At 68.1% G+C, this 19,067-nt stretch carries 16 protein-coding genes; 2 read left to right on the top strand and 14 right to left on the bottom strand.

Annotated elements, in window-relative coordinates:
• Positions 1 to 35 precede the first annotated feature (35 nt).
• The 8 genes from bioD to aceK form a co-directional block, all read right to left on the bottom strand.
• A complete protein-coding gene (gene bioD, locus FPJ27_RS34235; RefSeq protein WP_204424763.1) occupies positions 36 to 755 on the bottom strand; it encodes a dethiobiotin synthase in 720 nt (239 codons plus the stop codon).
• Entirely contained in the window at positions 752 to 1,942 is a 1,191-nt protein-coding gene (gene bioF, locus FPJ27_RS34230) for an 8-amino-7-oxononanoate synthase (RefSeq protein ID WP_204424761.1), read from the bottom strand. The genes bioD and bioF overlap by 4 nt, the downstream gene beginning before the upstream one ends.
• Complete coding sequence (gene bioA, locus FPJ27_RS34225) at positions 1,942 to 3,285, bottom strand: adenosylmethionine--8-amino-7-oxononanoate transaminase (RefSeq protein WP_072437411.1); 1,344 nt, start codon at positions 3,283 to 3,285, stop codon at positions 1,942 to 1,944. Before bioA ends, bioF begins: the two co-directional genes overlap by 1 nt.
• 490 nt (positions 3,286 to 3,775) lie before the next feature.
• Entirely contained in the window at positions 3,776 to 5,050 is a 1,275-nt protein-coding gene (locus FPJ27_RS34220) for a prolyl oligopeptidase family serine peptidase (protein ID WP_204424759.1), read from the bottom strand.
• A 107-nt stretch (positions 5,051 to 5,157) separates the two neighbouring features.
• A complete protein-coding gene (locus FPJ27_RS34215) occupies positions 5,158 to 5,595 on the bottom strand; it encodes a YchJ family protein (protein WP_034179179.1) in 438 nt (145 codons plus the stop codon).
• Between the two features lie 39 nt (positions 5,596 to 5,634).
• Complete coding sequence (locus tag FPJ27_RS34210) at positions 5,635 to 6,312, bottom strand: SDR family oxidoreductase (protein WP_072437405.1); 678 nt, start codon at positions 6,310 to 6,312, stop codon at positions 5,635 to 5,637.
• A 90-nt stretch (positions 6,313 to 6,402) separates the two neighbouring features.
• A complete protein-coding gene (gene can / locus FPJ27_RS34205) occupies positions 6,403 to 7,170 on the bottom strand; it encodes a carbonate dehydratase (RefSeq protein WP_034179177.1) in 768 nt (255 codons plus the stop codon).
• A gap of 56 nt (positions 7,171 to 7,226) precedes the next feature.
• Positions 7,227 to 9,044 carry a bifunctional isocitrate dehydrogenase kinase/phosphatase gene (gene aceK / locus FPJ27_RS34200; RefSeq protein ID WP_204424757.1) on the bottom strand — a complete coding sequence of 606 codons (1,818 nt, stop codon included), beginning with the start codon at positions 9,042 to 9,044 and terminating at the stop codon, positions 7,227 to 7,229.
• A 303-nt stretch (positions 9,045 to 9,347) separates the two neighbouring features.
• Here aceK and FPJ27_RS34195 point away from each other — a divergent pair, with 303 nt between their 5' ends.
• Positions 9,348 to 10,430: an MBL fold metallo-hydrolase gene (locus FPJ27_RS34195; RefSeq protein ID WP_204424755.1), complete on the top strand. Its 1,083-nt coding sequence runs from the start codon at positions 9,348 to 9,350 to the stop codon at positions 10,428 to 10,430.
• 13 nt (positions 10,431 to 10,443) lie between these two features.
• Here FPJ27_RS34195 and FPJ27_RS34190 read toward each other — a convergent pair whose 3' ends face one another.
• The 6 genes from FPJ27_RS34190 to argS form a co-directional block, all read right to left on the bottom strand.
• Entirely contained in the window at positions 10,444 to 12,114 is a 1,671-nt protein-coding gene (locus FPJ27_RS34190; RefSeq protein ID WP_204424753.1) for an ATP-binding cassette domain-containing protein, read from the bottom strand.
• Between the two features lie 189 nt (positions 12,115 to 12,303).
• Positions 12,304 to 13,899 carry an ABC transporter substrate-binding protein gene (locus FPJ27_RS34185; RefSeq protein ID WP_204424751.1) on the bottom strand — a complete coding sequence of 532 codons (1,596 nt, stop codon included), beginning with the start codon at positions 13,897 to 13,899 and terminating at the stop codon, positions 12,304 to 12,306.
• A 357-nt stretch (positions 13,900 to 14,256) separates the two neighbouring features.
• Positions 14,257 to 15,030, bottom strand: coding sequence for an SDR family oxidoreductase (locus FPJ27_RS34180; RefSeq protein ID WP_072437339.1), 774 nt, complete (start codon positions 15,028 to 15,030; stop codon positions 14,257 to 14,259).
• A 19-nt stretch (positions 15,031 to 15,049) separates the two neighbouring features.
• On the bottom strand, positions 15,050 to 15,688 hold the full coding sequence (locus FPJ27_RS34175) for a thiol:disulfide interchange protein DsbA/DsbL (RefSeq protein ID WP_204424748.1): 639 nt from the start codon (positions 15,686 to 15,688) through the stop codon (positions 15,050 to 15,052).
• Positions 15,689 to 15,757: 69 nt separating this feature from the next.
• Positions 15,758 to 16,654, bottom strand: coding sequence for an SPOR domain-containing protein (locus FPJ27_RS34170; protein ID WP_204424746.1), 897 nt, complete (start codon positions 16,652 to 16,654; stop codon positions 15,758 to 15,760).
• Positions 16,655 to 16,758: 104 nt separating this feature from the next.
• On the bottom strand, positions 16,759 to 18,540 hold the full coding sequence (gene argS, locus FPJ27_RS34165; RefSeq protein WP_204424744.1) for an arginine--tRNA ligase: 1,782 nt from the start codon (positions 18,538 to 18,540) through the stop codon (positions 16,759 to 16,761).
• Positions 18,541 to 18,741: 201 nt separating this feature from the next.
• On the opposite strand from argS, the gene FPJ27_RS34160 reads away from it, so the two are divergent.
• The gene (locus tag FPJ27_RS34160) at positions 18,742 to 19,065 is read left to right on the top strand and encodes a DUF1840 domain-containing protein (RefSeq protein WP_034179168.1); all 324 of its coding nucleotides are present in this window, start codon (positions 18,742 to 18,744) and stop codon (positions 19,063 to 19,065) included.
• Positions 19,066 to 19,067 lie beyond the last annotated feature (2 nt).

The raw sequence follows: 19,067 nt of genomic DNA, 5'->3' as shown, positions 1-19,067 counted from the left end.
TTCCTGTCCTGGGCGGGAGTGGGGGATCGGTTGGGTCAATGCTGCGCGGCGCGCAGCGACTCGACGAGCGCGGCGATGTCGAGCATCGCCGCGGCGGATTCGGGAGCGGCCGGCGTCATGTGCGGAATGCGGCCGACGAGCGGCGCGCGGTGCTCGCGCGCAAGCCAGTCGCGCAGCGTCGCGACGTTCTCGTCCGGGAACGACATCGCCGGGTCGACGTGGTTCGCGACCCAGCCCGCGAGCGTGAGGCCGCGTTGGCGAATCGCGTCGGCCGTCAGCAGCGCGTGGCTGATGCAGCCGAGCCGCACGCCGACCACCAGCACGACCGGCAGGCCGAGCGCGACCGCGAGATCGGCCGTGTCCTGCATGTCGTTCAGCGGCACGCGAAAGCCGCCGACGCCTTCGACGACGACGATGTCCGCGCGCGTCAGCGCTTCGCGGTGGCACGCGACGATCGTGTCGAGGTCGAGCGTCACGCCTTCCTGCGCGGCGACGATATGCGGCGCGGCCGGTGCTTTCAGCAGGAACGGCGTGCGCAGTTCGGGCGGCAGCACGACGTTCGCGGCCGCGTCGAGCTGCTCGGCGTCCTCGTTGTGCCAGACGCCGTCCCGTTCGTACGCGCCGGCCGCGACCGGCTTCAGTGCAGCCGTACGCAGGCCGTGCCGCGCGAAGCCGTGCAGCATCGCGGCCGACACGAAGGTCTTGCCGATTTCAGTGTCGGTGCCGGTGACGAAGAGCGAGAGCGGCGCCGTCATGCTGCTGCCTCGCTGGCTTCGATCAACGCGGTTTCGAGCCGCGCGAGATCGTCGAACGAATGCGCGGCCGACAGCGACACGCGCAGCCGCGACGTGCCGGCGGGCACCGTAGGCGGCCGGATCGCGGGCACCCACAGACCGTGCGCGTCGAGCGCGCGCATCGCCGCGAGCGTCGCGTCGTTGCTGCCGATCACGAGCGGCTGCACGGCCGTGTGCGAATCGACCGGCTGCCAGCGCGTGTTGCGCAGCAGCGCGCGCGTGCGCTCGATCAGCGCGGCGAGATGCGCGCGGCGCGCGTCGCCTTCGTCGCCCGCGATCAGCTTCAGGCTGGCCGATACCGCATGCGCGACGGCCGGCGGCGCGGCCGTCGTGAAGATGTAGCTGCGCGCGCGCTGGATCAGCCATTCGATCACGGTTTCGTGCGCGATGACGAATGCGCCCGCGACGCCGGCCGCCTTGCCGAGCGTGCCGACGTAGACGAGATTCGGCGAACGCAGCGCGGCGGCCGCAAGCGCGCCGCGGCCCTGCGGGCCGAGCACGCCGAAGCCATGCGCGTCGTCGACGACGAGCCATGCGCGATGGCGTTCGGCCAGCGCGACGAGTTCGGCGACCGGCGCAATGTCGCCGTCCATACTGAACACGGTGTCGCTGACGATCAGTTTCGTTTCGGCATCCGATGCTTCGAGCAGCGCGGCGAGCGCGGCCGTGTCCGCGTGCGGGTAGACCTGCACGTTCGCGCGCGACAGCCGCATGCCGTCGATCAGCGATGCGTGGTTCAGCGCGTCGGAGAAGATCGTCGCGCCTTTGCCGGTGAGCGCGGTCATCGCGGCGAGGTTCGCCATGTAGCCGGTGCTGAAGTACAGCGCGCGCGGTGCGTCGGAGAAGCCGCCCGCGAAGCCCGCGAGTTCGTCCTCGAGCTTTGCGTGCGCGCGCGAATGGCCGCCGAGCAGGTGCGAGCCGCCGCTGCCGGAACCGTAGCGCTGCGCGCCTTCGGCGAACGCGGCGACGAGCACCGGGTGCGCGGCGAGGCCGAGGTAGTCGTTGCTCGCGAAGCCGACGATCTCGCGGCCGTCGACGGTCATGCGCGCGTCGCACGCGGTGTCGGCGATGCGGCGCACGCGGCGCAGCCCTTGCGCGTCGAGATCGGCGAGGCCGCGCTGCAGCGTGTCGAGCAGGGATGTCGTCATCACGAGATCTCCGCGAGCGTTGCGTCGAGCGTGTCGCGCGTGCGCTGCGCGAGCCACGCGATGTCGTCGTCGCTCATCACGTACGGCGGCATCAGGTACACGGTCGTACCGATCGGGCGCAGCAGCAGTTCGCGTTCGAGCGCGCGTTCGAAGAAGCGTCGCGAGAAGCCGCGCGCTGCGTCGCCGTCTAGCGCGACGTCGAATGCGAACAGCGTGCCGCGTTCGCGCAGGTGGCGCACCTGCGGGTGTGCGTCGAGCGGCGCGAGCGCGGCGCGCATCGCGGCCGACTTGCGCGCGTTTTGCGCGAGCACGTCGTCGCGCGCGAACAGGTCGAGCGTTGCGACCGCGGCGCGGCACGCGAGCGGGTTGCCGGTGTACGAATGCGAGTGCAGGAAGCCGCGCGTCGTATCGTCGTCGTAGAACGCCGCGAACACGTCGTCGCGCGTGAGCACGAGCGACAGCGGCAGGTAGCCGCCGCTGATGCCTTTCGACAGGCACATGAAATCGGGCCACACGCCTGCCTGCTCGCATGCGAAGAAAGTACCCGTGCGGCCGCAGCCGACCGCGATCTCGTCGGCGATCAGGTGCACGCCGAATTCGTCGCACAGCGCGCGCAGCCCGCGCACGTACGACGGATCGTGCATCGCCATGCCGGCCGCGCACTGCACGAGCGGCTCGACGATCAGCGCGGCGATCCGGTCGCCGCGTTCGACGAACAGGCGCCGCACGTCCGCGAGCGCGCGACCCGCGACATCGGCGGCCGTCTCGCCCGGCAGCGCGCCGCGCGCATCGGGCGACGCGACGACGTGCGCATGGCGGATCAGCGGGTCGTACGCGTCCTTGAACAGCGCGACGTCGGTCACGCCGAGCGCGCCGATCGTCTCGCCGTGATAGCTGTTCGCGACGCAGACGAATTCCTGCTTGTTCGCGCGGCCGCGGTTGCGCCACGCGTGGAAGCTCATCTTCAGCGCGATCTCGACCGCCGACGCGCCGTCCGACGCGAAGAACGCATGGCCGAGCGTGCGCGCGGTGAGCGCGTGCAGCCGCTCGGCGAGCTCGATCGCGGGCTCGTGCGTGCAGCCGGCGAGCATCGCGTGCTCGAGCGTGTCGAGCTGGTCCTTCAGCGCCGCGTTGATGTCCGGGTTCGCATGGCCGAACAGGTTGACCCACCACGAGCTGATTGCGTCGAAGTAGCGACGGCCTTCGCGGTCGTACAGCCACACGCCCGCGCCGCGCGCGACCGGGATCAGCGGCAGGCGTTCGTGGTGCTTCATCTGGGTGCAGGGATGCCAGACCGCGCGCAGGCTGCGCGCGACCCAGTCGTCGGTGGCTGGCGTACTCAAGGCAACTCCGAAGGGTAAAACGGCCGCGCGGCATCGACGGGATGCCGCGCGGCAGATTCGAAAACGCGCTGAGATTAGCGTGTTCCGCGACACGTTGCACTAGCGGTTACAAACGTCGCAAAGCCTTGCCGGGCGGGAGTTCGGCGCAGATCGGGGCTACTCGGAACGGTACGGTTCAGATGCCCTGAAATGAGCGCAGATAACGACGTTCGAGTGACACCCCCCGACAGAGAAAATCGCGGGACGGGGCGCGGTGCGATCGCGAAAAATCGGGGATCGAAGGGGGCCGGCAAAACGGGGCGATGCCACGCGCGAACCGCGGCGGCGGAATGGTCTGCTGAATCCGGGGGATCAGGCTGCCGGAACGGCGGGCGATGGCGTGATGGCGCGAACGCGCGAATACGGCGGCGCGCGATGCGATCGCGCACGGAAGAATGAGGCGGGAAGTGGAAGGGAGGCGAAAAAGGCGCGGCGTACGGCCCGCCGCGCGTCAGCGCGAAGCCAGCGCGTGCGTATCGGTGTCGTGCGTGCTGCCGTCGCCGTTGTCGGCCGTCTGCGTCGTGTTTGCGTTCCACACGACGCGGTCGTTGACCGCATACAGCCGGCACGCGCCCGCGCCCTGTTTCGCGCAGTTGTCGAGCGCGAGCGCCATCGGGTCGTCGCCGCCTTCGGCCCACGACCACGCGCCCTCCGAGGACACCGCGAACGCGCGGCTCGGATGCTGGTTCAGGAAGCGGCGATAGCCTTCGCGGCCGGCTTCGTCGACATACGGCACGGCGTTGACCGCGTCGATGGCCGCATAGCCGGTGGCCTTCGGCTCGTGCGGGTTCGCGACCGCATAGCGCACCGAGGTCGGCAGGTTCAGCTTCTCGAGGAACGCGTTGACGGCCGGCCACCAGACCGGCACACCGTCGCGATCGACGATCAGCCGGTGCGCGTCGTCCTTGTAGCGGCCGAAGTCGATGAACTGGGCCTGCGTGCCGTGCGACACGTACGCGTCGTGCATTTGCGCGACGAGTGCGGGCGTCCACACGGAATCGTTGTCGCCGTACAGCCACAGCGACCGCACGGCCGTGCGCGCGCCGTACTGGTCGAATGCGTCGACGAGGTTGCGCTGCCAGCCGTCGCACAGGTCCTGGCGCAGCCCGCCGGAGAAGTTGATGATGCCGCGCACGCCCGGTGCGGCTTCGGTGCCGTAGGCGACCGACGCGAGGCCGCCGTGCGACGTGCCGGCGACGACGATGCGCGATGCATCGACGTACGACTGGCGCGACATGTAGCGCACCGTCGCGTCGACGTCGGCGGCCTGAGCGAGCCCGTTCTTGCCGACGTTGCAGCCTTCCTGCTGGTACGTGCCGCCCGAACCGGCGAAGCCCTGGCGGTTCGGCGCGATCACCGCATAGCCGCGGCGCACGAATTCGCGTGCGAACGCAAGCGGCCGGCTGCGCGGCTGCAGATGGAGATCGCCGGTGTTCTTGCCGTGGTTGAAGACGACGAGCGGGAACGGGCCGGGGCCGTCCGGCTTGAAGAGCGTCGCCTCGAGCGTGACGGAGCCCGAAGCATCGGCCGGAATGCGGAGGATCTGTTCGTTGAGGCCGGCCGCGACCTGCGGCAGGTTCGAGCCGCCGTAATCGAAGCGTTCGGCGTGGGCGAGCGACCCGCTTGCGGTGCCGGCACCCGTATTTGCGTTCGGCAGCGTACCGGCCTGAGCGGCCGACAGCGCACCGGCCGCCATCCATCCCACCAATACCTTGCTGAACGCCATTCGTAAGCCCTGCCATGCAACATGACCAATCTGACGGCCATCCTAGCCTGACAAAATCAGGTTGTGCAATGCGGGAATTACCCGGCGTCTGACACAGCAACTATTTGTCAGCGGTCGCTTACTTCGCCGTCGACATAGCGCCAGAAACCGTGCTCGTCGCGCTCGAAACGGCTCGTCTCGTGGAGCCGGTAAGCGCGTCCGCCAACCTTGTAGCGGGCCACGAATTCGACCTCAGCGTGCCGTTCGTCGAGCGGCACATGGCGTTTTACCGCGAGGCCGAGCCAGCGCGGCGCGTCGGGCGCCTCGGGGTCGGTGTCGAGATCGGGCGGGCAGGTGCGCGCGGCCCATGTCGCGCGCAGGTAGCCGGTCGCGCCGAGCACGTACGCGCTGTACCGCGAACGCATCAACTCGAGCGCCGTCGGCGCGGCTTCGCCGCCGTCGATGAAGCGGCCGCAGCAGGCCGCATAGCGCGGGGCCGGCGCTTTGCCGGCGGGAGCAGGGGACGCGCCGCCGCACGGGCACGCGTCAGGTCGGTTCAAAATCATGCGAAACGGGAATTAACGACGCTCGGTTGTGACCGCGGCTTACCAGTTCAGCTCGATGCCGTCGTACTGGAAGAAACGGCCGTTTGCCTGCGACACGTCGGCGCCGGCTTCGGCGATCACGCGGCGCATGCCGGTCACGCTGGTTTCCGGGTCGATCGCGGCCTGCGCGCCGCCCATGTCGGTGCGCACCCAGCCGGGATGCAGCGAGATGCACGCGGCGTGGCGCGTCTGCAGCGACGCGATGCGCAGCACGTCGTTCAGCGCCGCCTTGCTCGCGCGGTACAGCCAGCCGGTCGTGCCGGTCGCCTCGGCGATGCTGCCCATCCGGCTCGACACGACGGCCAGCACGCCGCGCGCATCCTCGACGAGCGGCAGCAGGATCGGCAGCAACTGCATCGGCCCGCGCACGTTCGTATGCATCACCGCGTCGAAATCCTCGGCGGCGATCGTCTCGACGCCTTCGGTGCGCGGCCCGTAGACGCCCGACACGAGCACGGCCGCATCGAGCCGTTCGCCGTCGAGCTTCCAGCCGAGCGCCGCGATCTGCTCGGGCTGCGCGATGTCGAGCGCATGCGCTTGCGCGCCGAGCGCGCGCAGCGCGGCGAGCGACGCTTCGTCGCGCGCGGTGGCGATCACGTTCCAGCCGTCGCGCCGGTATTGCCGGACGAATTCGCGGCCGAGGCCGCGCGATGCGCCGACGATCAGTACGGTTTTCATGTTCGCCGCTCCTTTGCAGTGCCGTGGTGACGGCGTCAGGTCAGTTCGATCCAGGTTGCCGTTGTGTCGCCGCCGACGCGGAGCGCGTGCTTACTCCGCGTCCGTGCAAGGCTTCAGGGTATCGACCACCGCCTGCGCGACTTCGTTCATTTGCGCGGCATCGGCGGCGACCATGTCGTTGTCGGGCGCATGCTGGCCGCCTGCGGTCAGCGCGGCGACGCAGCGCTTGTAGGTTTCGTCGAGCGCTTCGAAGTTCGACACGGCCATCCCGAGGTTGCGCATCCGGCCGTCGTGCACGCCGTACACGAGCCCGTGCACGGTGAGCGATTGGCCGCGAGCCCATGCGTCGTTGACGATCGTCGTGCGGCACACGTTGACGACTTGTTCGATCGCGTTCAGCTCGATCAGGCGGCGATAGCGCGCCTCGCCCACCGGCCATTCGTCGAGCAGCGCCGCATGGCGCTCGCGCACGTCCTGCACGTGATGCAGCCAGTTGTCCGCGAGGCCGACGCGGCGGTTGTGCAGCGCCGCGTTCACGCCCGAGCAGCCGTAGTGGCCGACGACCATGATGTGCTTCACGCGCAGGATGTCGACCGCGAACTGGATCACCGACAGGCAGTTCAGGTCGCTGTGCACGACGACGTTCGCGATGTTGCGGTGGACGAACACTTCGCCCGGCGGCAGGCCGATGATCTGGTTCGCGGGCACGCGCGAATCGGAGCAGCCGATCCACAGGTATTCCGGCGCCTGCTGGTCGGCGAGGCGCGTGAAGAACTCGGGATCGTCGGCGAGCTTGCGCCTGACCCAGGCGTCGTTGTTGTCGAACAGGTGCGAGAGCGGGTTGACTGGAGTGTTCATCGGTGTGGATTTCGTTTTCGGAACTCGGGTCGATGTCGGGTTCGGTGTAACCGGCGTCAGGCGGCGCGCTGCGCGTCGCCTTCGCCGTCGTTCTGGTCCGTCGCGCCGAAGCGCTCCGGGTAGCGCACGCAAAAGCGCAGCGCGACGTCGTACGGATGAAAATCGGGCAATTCGCCCTGCAGCAGCTTGTCCTTGCTCGACTGCCACAGCACGGGATCGAAAAAGTCCGCGTGATGCTTCATGAATACGTCCCGCACGCGCGGGTCGCCGAGCAGGAACGGCCCGTAGGTTTCCGGAAAGATGTCGTGCGGGCCGACGGTATACCACGGTTCGCCGGACATCTCGTCTTCCTCGTTGCGCGGCGGCGGCACGCGGCGCACGTTGCAGTCGGTCAGGTACTCGATCTCGTCGTAGTCGTAGAACACGACGCGGCCGTGGCGCGTGACGCCGAAGTTCTTGTACAGCATGTCGCCGGGGAAGATGTTCGCCTTCATCAGCTCCTTCACCGCGTTGCCGTACTCCTTCACGCCGTGCTCGATGTCCGCGTCGGTGCCGTTCTGCAGGTACAGGTTCAGCGGCGTCATCCGGCGCTCGATGTACAGGTGCTTGATCACGAGATTGTCGTCCTCGTATTCGAGCAGCGACGGCACTTCCTTCTCGAGCTCGCGCACGAGCGCATGGTCGAGCCGCGCGAGCGGCAGTGCGACGCTCGAATACTCGAGCGTGTCGGCCATCCGTCCGAGGCGGTCGTGGCGCTTCACGAGCTGGTACTTCTCCATGATCTGCGCGCGCGTCGTTTCCTTCGGCGGCGGGAAGTGATCCTTGATGATCTTGAACACGTACGGGAACGACGGCAGCGTGAACACGAGCATCACGAGGCCCTTGATCCCGGGCGCGACGATGAAGCGGTCGCTCGAGTGCGACAGGTGGTGCAGCAGGTCGCGGTAGAACAGGTTCTTGCCCTGCTTCTGCAGGCCGACCGACGTGTAGATTTCCGCCTTCGGCTTGCCGGGCATGATCGTGCACAGGAAGTCGACATACGCGGAGGGCACGCCCATGTCGACGAGGAAATACGAGTGCGAGAAGCTGAAGATGATCTGCAGCAGGTCGCGGCGCAGCAGCACGGTGTCGAGCGCGAGCAGGCCCGGGCGCACGTGGCGGATCGGCACCGCGAACGGCAGCACGCGATCGGCATTGATGATGCGGCCGACGATGTATGCGCTCTTGTTGCGGAAGAACAGCGACGACAGCACGTGGATCTGGAAATTCGGCGCGGCGTCGAAGTGGCCGAATTCGTCGTGGATCGCCTGCATCACGCACGAAGTGTCGCGCTCGAGATCCTCGAACGGCGGCTCCAGCTGAAAATTCGTGACGATGCGCTCGAGCGTGACCGCGAGCCCGTCGGTGCCCGGGTAGTACGCGCGGTAGGTCGGTTTCGCGGCCGGTTCGTCGTTCTCGAGATACTCGGTCGAGATCGCCGGGCGCACGAAGATGAAATCGTTGTTGAAATACGAGCGGTGCAGGATCTTGCAGCACACCGAATTGAAGAACGTCTCCGCGCACTCGGGCTGGCGGTGCGACGTGAGCAGGCCGATATAGTGCAGCTTGATCTGCTGCCAGACTTCGTCGTCGATGTTCTCCGCGTCGTATTCGTCTTCCAGCACCTCGACGCACTCCTGCACGCGATCGTCGTACGACGTGATCCGTTCGCGCGCGAGCCGCTGCAGCCCGTGCCAGTCGGCGCGCTCGTACAGCGTCTTCGCGTCGACGGCCGCTTCGCGGAAGATCCGGTAGTGGCGGTCGAAGTTTTCGAGCATCGTCTGCGCGACGTCGAAACCGATCTGCGACGACAGCAGTTTGGGGAAGTGATTCATTGCGTGCAGGCTCGTTCAGGAGGGGCTGTAAGCACTCGCCATTTTAGCGCCCAAGCGGGCGGATCAAAGACTTTGCGGCGACGCGTGGCCGGCCGGCAAGCGGCGGGTTATCCGTCGTTGGGTGCCGTTCGGTGCATCTTCGCGTAAAGATACGGGTACGGAACCGATTCTGGCACGAACTTTTTTGACGGGCCGGCGGCCGCCGGGCACGCGTTTCGCGCGACGGCGATAGAATCGACGCACCGCCCGCCGCGGCCTGCCGCCGGCGCGCATTCGCACCGATAACGACGAGACGCCCCACCGATGAACGCACTGGAACACCAACTCGACTATCCCTTCGCCGACACGCTGCCCGCCGCGGGCGACACGTTCGAGGTCGCGCCCGGCGTGCGCTGGCTGCGCATGCCGCTGCCGTTCTCGCTCGACCACATCAACCTGTGGCTGCTGCGCGACGAGATCGACGGGCAGGCCGGCTGGACGATCGTCGATTGCGGGATCTCGTCGGACGCGATCCGCACGCACTGGGAGCAGATCTTCGACGCGCATCTCGACGGACTGCCCGTGCTGCGCGTGCTCGTCACGCACTGCCACCCCGATCACTTCGGCCTCGCGAACTGGCTGTGCGACGGCGGCGACAAGGGCCGCTGGAACGTGCGGTTGTGGATGACGCTCGGCGAATACATGTTCGGCTGCCTGATGGCGGCGGGCAACGGCTCGAACGCGGGCGGCGCGGCCGCCGCCGATCATTTCGCGCGCCACGGGCTGACCGATCCGGCCGCGCTCGACAAGCTGCGCAACCGCCGCAGCTACTACTCGGATCTCGTGCCGGCCGTGCCGCCGCGCTACCGGCGCCTGCGCGAAGGCGATGCGGTGACGATCGGCGCGCGCACGTGGCGCGTCGTCACCGGCTACGGCCATTCGCCTGAACATTGCGCGCTGCACAGCGAAGCGGACGGCGTGCTGATCTCCGGCGACATGGTGCTGCCGCGCATCTCGACGAACGTGTCCGTGTTCGACCTCGAGCCGGAAGCGAATCCGCTCGCGCTGTACCTGCAGTCGCTCGGCCGCTACGAGACGATGGCGCCCGACACGCTCGTGCTGCCGTCGCACGGCAAGCCGTTCCGCGGCGTGCGCACGCGCATCGCGCAACTGCGCGAACACCACGACGCGCGGCTCGACGAAGTGCGCGTCGCGTGCGCGGAGCAGCCGATGAGCGCGGCCGACATCGTGCCGATCATGTTCCGCCGCCGCGAGCTCGACATCCACCAGATGACGTTCGCGCTCGGCGAGGCGCTCGCGCATTTGAACCTGCTGTGGCTAGCGGGCGAACTCGTGCGCGAGCAGGGCGACGACGGCGTGCTGCGGTTCCGCACCACCTGCCGATAGCGCTTCGTTCTCCTCACGCGACGGGTTCGTAGCGCCACCCGTCGCGATGCCATTGCATCGTGTGCGTCGGTTCGAGCGCCGCGAGGAACGCGGCGTCGTGCGATGCGACCACGATCGCGCCCGGGAAGCCGGCCAGCGCGGCTTCGATCGCGCGCACCGATTCGAGATCGAGGTGATTGGTCGGCTCGTCGAGCAGCAGCAGTTGCGCGGGTGAGCCACGCCACAACGCGCACGCGAGCGCGGCCTTCAGCCGTTCGCCGCCGCTCAGCTGTCGTGCAGGCTGCGTCGCGCGCGTCGCATCGAGCTGCAACAGCGCGAGGCGGCTGCGCAGGTCGCCTTCGGCGAGCGGCGTATCGAGCAGCCCCAACTGCTCGACGATCGAGCGCCCGGGATCGAGCAGCGCGAGCCGCTGGTCGAGATACGCGGCGCTCACGTGCGTCGTGCATGTGCCTGAACGCGGCGCGAGCTCGCCCGCGAGCATCCGCAGCAACGTCGATTTGCCGCAGCCGTTCGGGCCCGTCAGCGCGATGCGCACGGCGCCGCTCGCCGACCATGTGATCGAATCCGAATCCGAATCCGAATCCGAATCCGCATCGCCGGCCGCGCGCCACGGCAGTCGCGCGCGTTCGAGCGTGAACAGCTGACGGCGTGCGCTGACCTCGGTGCCCGGTAGCGACACGAGCACGGGCGCATCGGCTTCGACGCGCGCGGCCGCCTGCTGCACGCGTTCGTCGAGCGTTGCCTTGAAATCGTCCTGTTGGCGCCGGACCTGTCCCATGATGTTGCGCGCCGCACCCTTGCGGCTTTGTTTCGCCATCGACGACAGATTGGCCGTCTTCGCATCGCGCAGCGAGCCGGCCGCGTGACGCTGGATCGTGTCGTGTTCCTGTTCGAGCCTGCGCTTGACGCGTCCGCGTTCGGTGCGCGCATGGTCGAGTGCTGCTTGCGCGGCGTCCTGTTCCGCGTCGCGTTGCGCGCGGTAGAGCGCGTAGTTGCCGCCGTACGAGCGCACGCGTTGCGGTGTCAGCTCGACGATGCGCTGCACGCCGGCGAGCAGCGCACGGTCGTGGCTCACGATCAAGAGCCCGCCGCGCCAGCCGTCGAGCGCCGCGCGCAGCCACGCACGGCCCGGCGCGTCGAGATGATTGGTCGGTTCGTCGAGCACCAGCAGGCCGGCGCCGGACAGCAACGCACCGATCAGCGCGACGCGCGCGAGCTGGCCGCTGCTCAGCGCGTGCGCGGGCGTGTCGGGTCGCACGTCGTGCAGGCCGGCCGCGTCGAGTGCCGCGCGCAGCCGCTCGGCGAGATCCCAGCGATCGCCGATCAGGTCGAAGTCGTGCGGCTCCGCGCGGCCGTTCGCGAGACGCGCAAGCGCGCCGAGCGGCGCATCGAGCGCGGCGATCTGCGCGACGGTCCGCGGGCCGGCCGCTGCGTCGTCGTCGTCGTGCCGTTGCGCGACGTAGACAACCGGCGCATGCCGGTCGATCGTCCCCGAACTCGGCGCGCAGCGGCCCGCGATCAGCTGCGCGAGTTGACTCTTGCCGATGCCGTTGCGGCCGACGATGCCCGTCGGCGTGCGATCGATGGAAAGGTCGAGCGAATCGAACAGCGTGAAGCCGTCGTCGAAGCGGAAGGAAACGTGATGAAGCGCGACGAGCGCGCCGGTGGGCGTGGCTGCAGCCATAAGCACCTCCGAAAATGCGTGAAGACCTTCGCGCGGCGTGCGGGGCACGGCGGCGAAAACATTTTGGGAAGGCTTAGTTGTTCACTTTGGCTGGCGTCCGGTATGAGGAATAGGAGCGGAGTGTAGCAAGCGGGGTGCGCGGGCCGCAAGCGAGCGGCGCGAACGCCGTCGCTTGCGCGCCACGCGCGGTTACTGCACGGCGACCGCCGTGAAGTTCTGTCGTCCGAACGGACTCACGCGATAACCGCTCACGTTCGTGCGCGTGAGCGCCGCGGCGGTCGGGTAGCCGAGCGGGATCCACAGCGCCTGGTCGTGGATGATCTTCTGCGCGGCTTCATACAGCTTCGCGCGCTTGGCCTGGTCGGCGGTCGACTTGCCGTCGACGATCAGCTTGTCGAGCTGCGCGTCGCAGAAGCGCGCGAAGTTGATGCCCGACTTCACTGCATTGCAGCTGAACAACGGCGACAGGTAGTTGTCCGGATCGCCGTTGTCGCCGGCCCAGCCCATGAACAGCATGTCATGCTGGCCGAGCTTCGCCTGCTTGATCAGCTCGCCCCATTCGATCACCTTCACGTCGGCCTTCACGCCGATCTTCGCGAGGTCGGCCTGCAGCAGCTCCGCGCCGACCTTCGGGTTCGGGTTCAGCACGCTGCCGGTTGGGCGCGTCCAGATCGTCGTCGAGAAGCCGTTCGGGAAGCCGGCCTGCGCGAGCAGCTGCTTCGCCTTCGCGGGATCGTACGCATACGGCGCGACGTCCTTCGCGTAGCTCCACGTGTTCGGCGGATACGGGTTGTTCGCGGCCGTCGCGGTGTTGTCGAACACGACCTTCAGGTAGGTCGCGCGATCGAACGCGAGGTTCAGCGCCTCGCGCACCTTGTCGTTGTCGAGTGGCTTCTTCTGCGTGTTCAGCGCGACGAACGCGGTCATGAACGCGGGCGTCTGCACGACCTTCAGCGCGCTTTCGCCCTTCGCGGCGAGCACGTCCTGCGGTTTCGGCGACAGCGCGATCTGGCATTCGCCGGCCTTCACCTTCTGCAGGCGCACCGACGGGTCGGGCGTGATCGCGTAGATCAGCCGGTCGACCTTCGGCTTCGTGCCCCAGTACGTCGGGTTCGCGTCGTAGCGGATCAGCGCGTCCTTCGTATAGCTCTTCAGCACGAACGGGCCCGTGCCGACCGGCTTCGCGTTCAGGTCGGCCTGCTTGCCGGCCTTCAGCAGCTGGTCCGCGTATTCGGCCGAATAGATCGACGCGAAGCCCATCGTCAGGATCGGCACGAACGTCGCGTTCGGTTCGTTCAGCACGAATTTCACGGTGCTGTCGTCGACCTTCGTGACCGACTTCACGAGCTTCACGAGGCCCATCGACTGCGCGTGCGGGAAGCCGCTCGCGCCGGCCACCTTGTGCCACGGGTTCGAATCGTCGAGCATCCGCGTGAACGTGAACACGACGTCGTCCGCGTCGAGCGCGCGGCCCGGCTTGAAATAGTCGGTGGTCTGGAACGCGACGTTCGGGCGCAGGTGGAACGTGTAGGTGAGGCCGTCGGCGCTCGCGTCCCATTTGTCGGCGAGCGCGGGCACGACCTTTTTCGCGGCTTCGTCGTACGACACGAGCGTGTTGAAGATCACGTCGGCCGATGCGTTGGTCGTGACGAGCGAGTTGTACTGCACGACGTCGAAGCCGTCCGGGCTCGATTCGGTGCAGACGGTGAGCGGCTTGGCGGCGGCGAGGCCGGGGGCGGCGAGTGCTGCGGCGACCGCGGCCGCGGCGAACAGCTTGACGTGCATAGGATCTCCCACGTGGCTTGTGCTTTTTGCTGGGTGACGGGATGCGGGCGCGGCCCGGAAGCGGGCGGGGCCGGCGCGGCTGGCGAACAGCATACCGGCAAAGCGCGCGGCGCGTGAAAAAAGGCGCCGGAACGCGGTGAATTGACCGAAAAACGGCTGCGTTCGCGACGGAACGGGTGTTGATGCGGCGGAACGTGCTGCGGAGGCGGCGGGAGAGCCGGGCGGCGGAGAGGGGGAGATCGGCGCGTCGGGGAACGCGGCGGATCTGTGCGGACGCCGCGGGAAGTGCCGCGAAATCGAAGCTTCGATGCGGCGATGCGGCCCGGCGCGTGTCGCGCGGGCCGGACCGCCGACTCGTCAGTGCGCGCCGGCCTTCGGCTTGCGCGGCGCCTTCTCGAACAGGCGGTCGTACAGCCAGCGCGGCAGCACGTGCAGCACCTTCGCGACGACGCCCATCTGCCACGGAATCACGCGGAACGCGTGCTGCCGTGCGATCGCTTTCGCCGCGCGCGCGGCGAAGCGGTCGGCATCCATCAGGAACGGCATCCGGTACGGGTTGTGCGCGGTCATCGGCGTGCGGATGTAGCCGGGCGCGATCGTCACGACGCCGACACCGGCCGGACGCAGCTCGACGCGCAGCGATTCGAGATACTTGATCGCGGCCGATTTCGACGCGCTATACGCGCCGGAGCCGGGCAGGCCGCGCACGCCGGCGACGCTCGCGACGCCGACCAGCGTGCCGTGGCGCGCAGCCGTCATCGGGCCGACGAACGGCTCGAACGTCGCGACCATCCCATAGTAGTTGATGTCCATCACGTTGCGGAACGTCGCGAGATCGCCCTGGCCCGTGACGGCGCCCTGGCTGATGCCCGCGTTCGCGATCACGACGTCCGGGCAGCCGTGCGTCGCGATGAACGACGCGGCGGCCGTCGCGAGCGCGTCGGCATCGCGCACGTCGGCGGAATAGACGGAGATGGACAGCTTGGGGAAACGCCGCGCGAACGCATCGAGCGCCTCGGTGCGTCGCGCGACGAGCGCGAGCGTGGCGCCCTGGCGGGCGTATTCCTCGGCCATCGCGAGGCCGAGGCCGCTCGACGCGCCGGTGATGAAGACCTTCAGCGGAGTAGTCATGCCGGCGCGCGGGCGGGGGTCAGAGCTTCTTGTCCTGAACCTGCTTCACGAGGAAGTCGAGCACCTGGGCGGTACCCGGGATGCTGTTCGCGTAAGCGGGGCCCGTCTTGTACTTGCCCTGGACGACGACCGTCGGCACGCCGTCGATCGCATAGTTCTTCAGCAGCTCGGCCGATTGCTTCACCTGGCCCTGCACGCTGAACGAGTTGTACGCGTCCATGAACTGCTTCTTGTCGACGCCCTGCGTGGCCAGGAAGTCGGCCTGCGCCTGCGGCGTCAGCAGGTAGTTCTTCTGCTTGTGGATCGCGTTGAAGATCGCCGGCGTGACCTTCTCGGAGATGCCGAGCGCGGACACCGCATAGAACAGCTTCGAGTGCGGGATGAAATCGTCGCGGAATGCGACCGGCACGCGCTTGAAGTCGATGTTGTTGCCCTGCTTCTTCACCCAGGCCTCGATCGTCGGCTCGAATTCGTAGCAGTGCGGGCAGCCGTACCAGAAGAACTCGATCACCTCGACCTTGCCGGCCGGCGCGGACACCGGCTGAGGCGACTTCATCACCTCGAAGTCCTTGCCGGCGACTGGTGCGGCAGGCGATGCCTGGGCGAAACCGGCCGCGAGGCCCAGGGACAGAAGGAGCGTGCTAAGCAGTTTTTTCATGTTGTGAACGTCGAATCAGTTGCTCGGGTTACGAAACGTAACGGGTTCTGCGTGGGCTCGACCGGCTGCCTACTGCTTCGTGAAGCGGATCACCGCCGTGTCGACACCTGCATCGGACAAGCGCTGACGGGCCGAGTTCATATCCTCGAACTTCGAGAACGGGCCGACGCGCACGCGGAAATAGGTCACGCCGCTGACATCGCGCTTCGACACCTTCGACTCGAAGCCCTGGAAGCCGAGGCGCGCGCGCTGCTGCTCGGCGTCGCCTTCCGTCTTGTACGCGCCGACCTGCAGGAAGTAGCCGGTATTCGCGTCGCTCGCGGTCGGCGGCTTCGCTGCCGCGGCGGCGGTGGCCGACGACGTCGGCTTCGGCGTGTTCGCGGCCTGCTGCTGTTGCTGCTGCTTTTGCGCGGCGGCCTGCTGCGCCTGCTTCTGCGCGGCGAAGCGCGCGAGGTCGTCCTCGCCCGCCTGCTGTTGCTGCGGCGGCTGCGGCTTCTTCGGCGGCGTGGTGTCGGCCGGCTTCGGCGCGACGGCGACGCCGTTACCCGACGACGTATTGTTCGACGCGGTCGTGTTGCTCGAGCTGCCGGTGTTGTTCGAGCCGCTCGACCCGTTGGCCGACGGCGGCACTTCGACGATCTGCGGCTCGGGCAACAGGCCGCCCTGGGTCTGGTTCGCGGCCTGGCCGGGCGCGGTGTTGGGCGGTGCGGGCTGCGCGGCCTGCGGCACCGGCTGGCCGGGCGTCTTGCCCTGCAGCGCGCGGTTCGGGTCGAACTGCTGCGGCTGGCTCGCGCCGTTGTCGGCCGGCGGCGGCGCGACCTTCGACACGAACGGCGACGGCGAACGCGTGATGTAGAGCGCCACCACCACGGCGATCGCGAGGCCGACGATCAGGCCCAGCACGATTCCAAGAAATGTCCCTCCGGCTTGTTTCGATTGTTTCGAAGTGCGGCGTGGTTGTGCCATTGCTTGAGTCACCTGCAAAAAGAATCGTGAAAAGGCCGCGGCGGGCTATCCGACGGCGGGCGCTGCCGCGGCCATTCGCTGCCCGGTTCGGGCCGCTTGCGTCCTTACATCTTTGCGGGCGCGGACACGCCGAGCACCGCCAGGCCGTTCTCGAGCACCTGCCGGGTCGCGGCAAGGAGCGCGGCGCGCGCGTTGCGCGGCGCTTCATCGTCGACCAGCACGCGCTCCGCATTGTAGAACGAGTGGAATTCGCCAGCGAGATCGCGCAGGTAGAACGCGACCGCGTGCGGCGCCAGCTCGTTCGCCGCGTGCGTGAGCATGTCCGGATACTCGGCGAGCTTCTGCATCAGCGATGCGGCCTGCGCGCTCGTCAGTTGCGACAGGTCGGCGCCCGGCAGTTGCGCGGCGTCGACGTTGTAGCGCGACTTCAATTCGTTGAGCACCGAGCAGATCCGCGCATGCGCGTACTGGACGTAATAGACCGGGTTCTCGTCGTTCTGTTTCAGCGCGAGGTCGATGTCGAACACGAACTCGGTATCGGCCTTGCGCGAGATCAGGAAGAAACGCACCGCGTCGCGGCCGCGCGTGATGGTCGCCTCGTCGATCAGGTCGGGCGCCGCTTCCTGGCCCGCCGCGGCACCGCCCGACCATTCGATCAGGTCGCGCACCGTCACGTAGCTGCCCGCGCGCTTCGAGATCTTCACTTCCTGGCCGTCGCGCATCACGGTGACCATCTTGTGCAGCACGTAGTCGGGATAGCCCTTCGGGATCCCGACGTGCAGCCCCTGCAGGCCCGCGCGCACGCGCGCGATCGTGCCGTGGTGGTCCGAGCCCTGGATGTTGATCACCTTCGTGAAGCCGCGCTCCCACTTCGTCACGTGGTACGCGACGTCCGGCACGAAGTACGTGTACGTGCCGTCCGACTTGCGCATCACGCGATCCTTGTCGTCGCCTTCGTCGGTCGTGCGCAGCCACAGCGCACCGTCCTGCTCGTAGGTCATGCCGGCCTTGACCAGCGCGTCGACCGTCTTCTCGACGCGGCCTTCGCTGTACAGCGACGATTCGAGGTAGTACTGGTCGAACTTCACGCCGAACGCCTGCAGGTCCATGTCCTGTTCGCGACGCAGGTACGTGACCGCGAACTTGCGGATCGCGTCGAGATCCTCGACGTCGCCCGCGCCCTTGACCGGCTCGCCGTCCGACGCGGCGACCGTTTCGCCGTTCAGGTAGTCGCGTGCGATGTCGGCGATGTATTCGCCGTTGTATGCGGCTTCCGGCCAGCCCGCGTCGCCCGGCTTCAGGCCGCGCGCGCGCGCCTGCGTCGAGATCGCGAGGTTGCCGATCTGCACGCCCGCGTCGTTGTAGTAGAACTCGCGGTGCACCGCGTAGCCCTGGCTCGCGATCACGTTCGCGAGCACGTCGCCGAGCGCGGCCTGGCGGCCGTGGCCGACGTGCAGCGGGCCGGTCGGGTTCGCCGACACGAATTCGAGCAGCACCTGCTTGCCTTTCTCGCGATCCGACGTGCCGAACGCGCGGCCCTGGTCGAACACGGCGGCGATCACCGCCTGCTTCGCGGCGGCCGACAGGCGCAGGTTGATGAAGCCGGGGCCGGCGATTTCGGCGGCGTCGACGAGCCCTTGCGCGGCCGGCTGCGCGGTGAGCGCGGCGACGATCTGCTCGGCGAGCTGGCGCGGGTTCGCGCCGAGCGGCTTGGCGAGCTGCATCGCGACGTTGCACGCGACGTCGCCGTGCGCGGCGACCTTCGGGCGCTCCAGCGTGATGGCCGGGGCGACGAACGTGGCGTCGGCGCCTTTCAGCGCGTGTGCGACCTGCTTGACGCTATCCGCGAGCAGGGCTTCGAGGGTCTGTTTGTGTGCTGGCAGCATGCTGGTAGAAGGCTTCGTTGGTGGCGGCCGGAAACGCCGGGCCGCCGGCGCGCTTTTTAAGCGCGCGTTTCAGGGATCGCAGAATTTTAACAGGTGCTAATATGCCGCTCAGGCGCCCCGCGTCCGCGAGGCCGGACGCCGGTCTGCCGGCGTTCCCCCAACCTCGCCGCGCAGGCACAACAAGATGAAAAGGGAATTGTCATGATTACGTTCAAGAGCAAGGCGGCACAGGATCTCGACGTGCTGAAGGATTTCGCCGTGTATGTGCTGGGCCTCGTCGGCAAGCAGCTGGGCGAGCGCGGTGTGATTACGCACGACGAGCTGGACCACGCGATCGCGAAGCTGGAAGGCGCAGTCGCGCAGGCGAAGCAGGCGCGCGCCGAGCACGCCGGCCACTTCCACGAGGACGAAGCCGATCACGCGCACCACGAAGTGCCGCCGAGCCTGGCCCAGCGCGTCGCGCCGTTCCTCACGATGCTGCGCGAGGCGAAAGCCGGCGAAGCCGACGTGCACTGGGGCTTCTGAGC

Source organism: Burkholderia sp. MS455, assembly GCF_016899445.1.
Lineage (GTDB): Bacteria > Pseudomonadota > Gammaproteobacteria > Burkholderiales > Burkholderiaceae > Burkholderia > Burkholderia pyrrocinia_C.
Note: the sequence above shows the minus strand (reverse complement) of the source record. Positions and strands in the feature narration are given on the sequence as shown.

Coding starts and splice junctions, on each gene's coding strand:
- bioD (WP_204424763.1), bottom strand. CDS start 755: ATGACGGCGCCGCTCTCGCTCTTCGTCACCGGCACCGACACTGAAATC.
- bioF (WP_204424761.1), bottom strand. CDS start 1,942: ATGACGACATCCCTGCTCGACACGCTGCAGCGCGGCCTCGCCGATCTC.
- FPJ27_RS34220 (WP_204424759.1), bottom strand. CDS start 5,050: ATGGCGTTCAGCAAGGTATTGGTGGGATGGATGGCGGCCGGTGCGCTG.
- FPJ27_RS34215 (WP_034179179.1), bottom strand. CDS start 5,595: ATGATTTTGAACCGACCTGACGCGTGCCCGTGCGGCGGCGCGTCCCCT.
- FPJ27_RS34210 (WP_072437405.1), bottom strand. CDS start 6,312: ATGAAAACCGTACTGATCGTCGGCGCATCGCGCGGCCTCGGCCGCGAA.
- can (WP_034179177.1), bottom strand. CDS start 7,170: ATGAACACTCCAGTCAACCCGCTCTCGCACCTGTTCGACAACAACGAC.
- aceK (WP_204424757.1), bottom strand. CDS start 9,044: ATGAATCACTTCCCCAAACTGCTGTCGTCGCAGATCGGTTTCGACGTC.
- FPJ27_RS34195 (WP_204424755.1), top strand. CDS start 9,348: ATGAACGCACTGGAACACCAACTCGACTATCCCTTCGCCGACACGCTG.
- FPJ27_RS34190 (WP_204424753.1), bottom strand. CDS start 12,114: ATGGCTGCAGCCACGCCCACCGGCGCGCTCGTCGCGCTTCATCACGTT.
- FPJ27_RS34185 (WP_204424751.1), bottom strand. CDS start 13,899: ATGCACGTCAAGCTGTTCGCCGCGGCCGCGGTCGCCGCAGCACTCGCC.
- FPJ27_RS34180 (WP_072437339.1), bottom strand. CDS start 15,030: ATGACTACTCCGCTGAAGGTCTTCATCACCGGCGCGTCGAGCGGCCTC.
- FPJ27_RS34175 (WP_204424748.1), bottom strand. CDS start 15,688: ATGAAAAAACTGCTTAGCACGCTCCTTCTGTCCCTGGGCCTCGCGGCC.
- FPJ27_RS34170 (WP_204424746.1), bottom strand. CDS start 16,654: ATGGCACAACCACGCCGCACTTCGAAACAATCGAAACAAGCCGGAGGG.
- argS (WP_204424744.1), bottom strand. CDS start 18,540: ATGCTGCCAGCACACAAACAGACCCTCGAAGCCCTGCTCGCGGATAGC.
- FPJ27_RS34160 (WP_034179168.1), top strand. CDS start 18,742: ATGATTACGTTCAAGAGCAAGGCGGCACAGGATCTCGACGTGCTGAAG.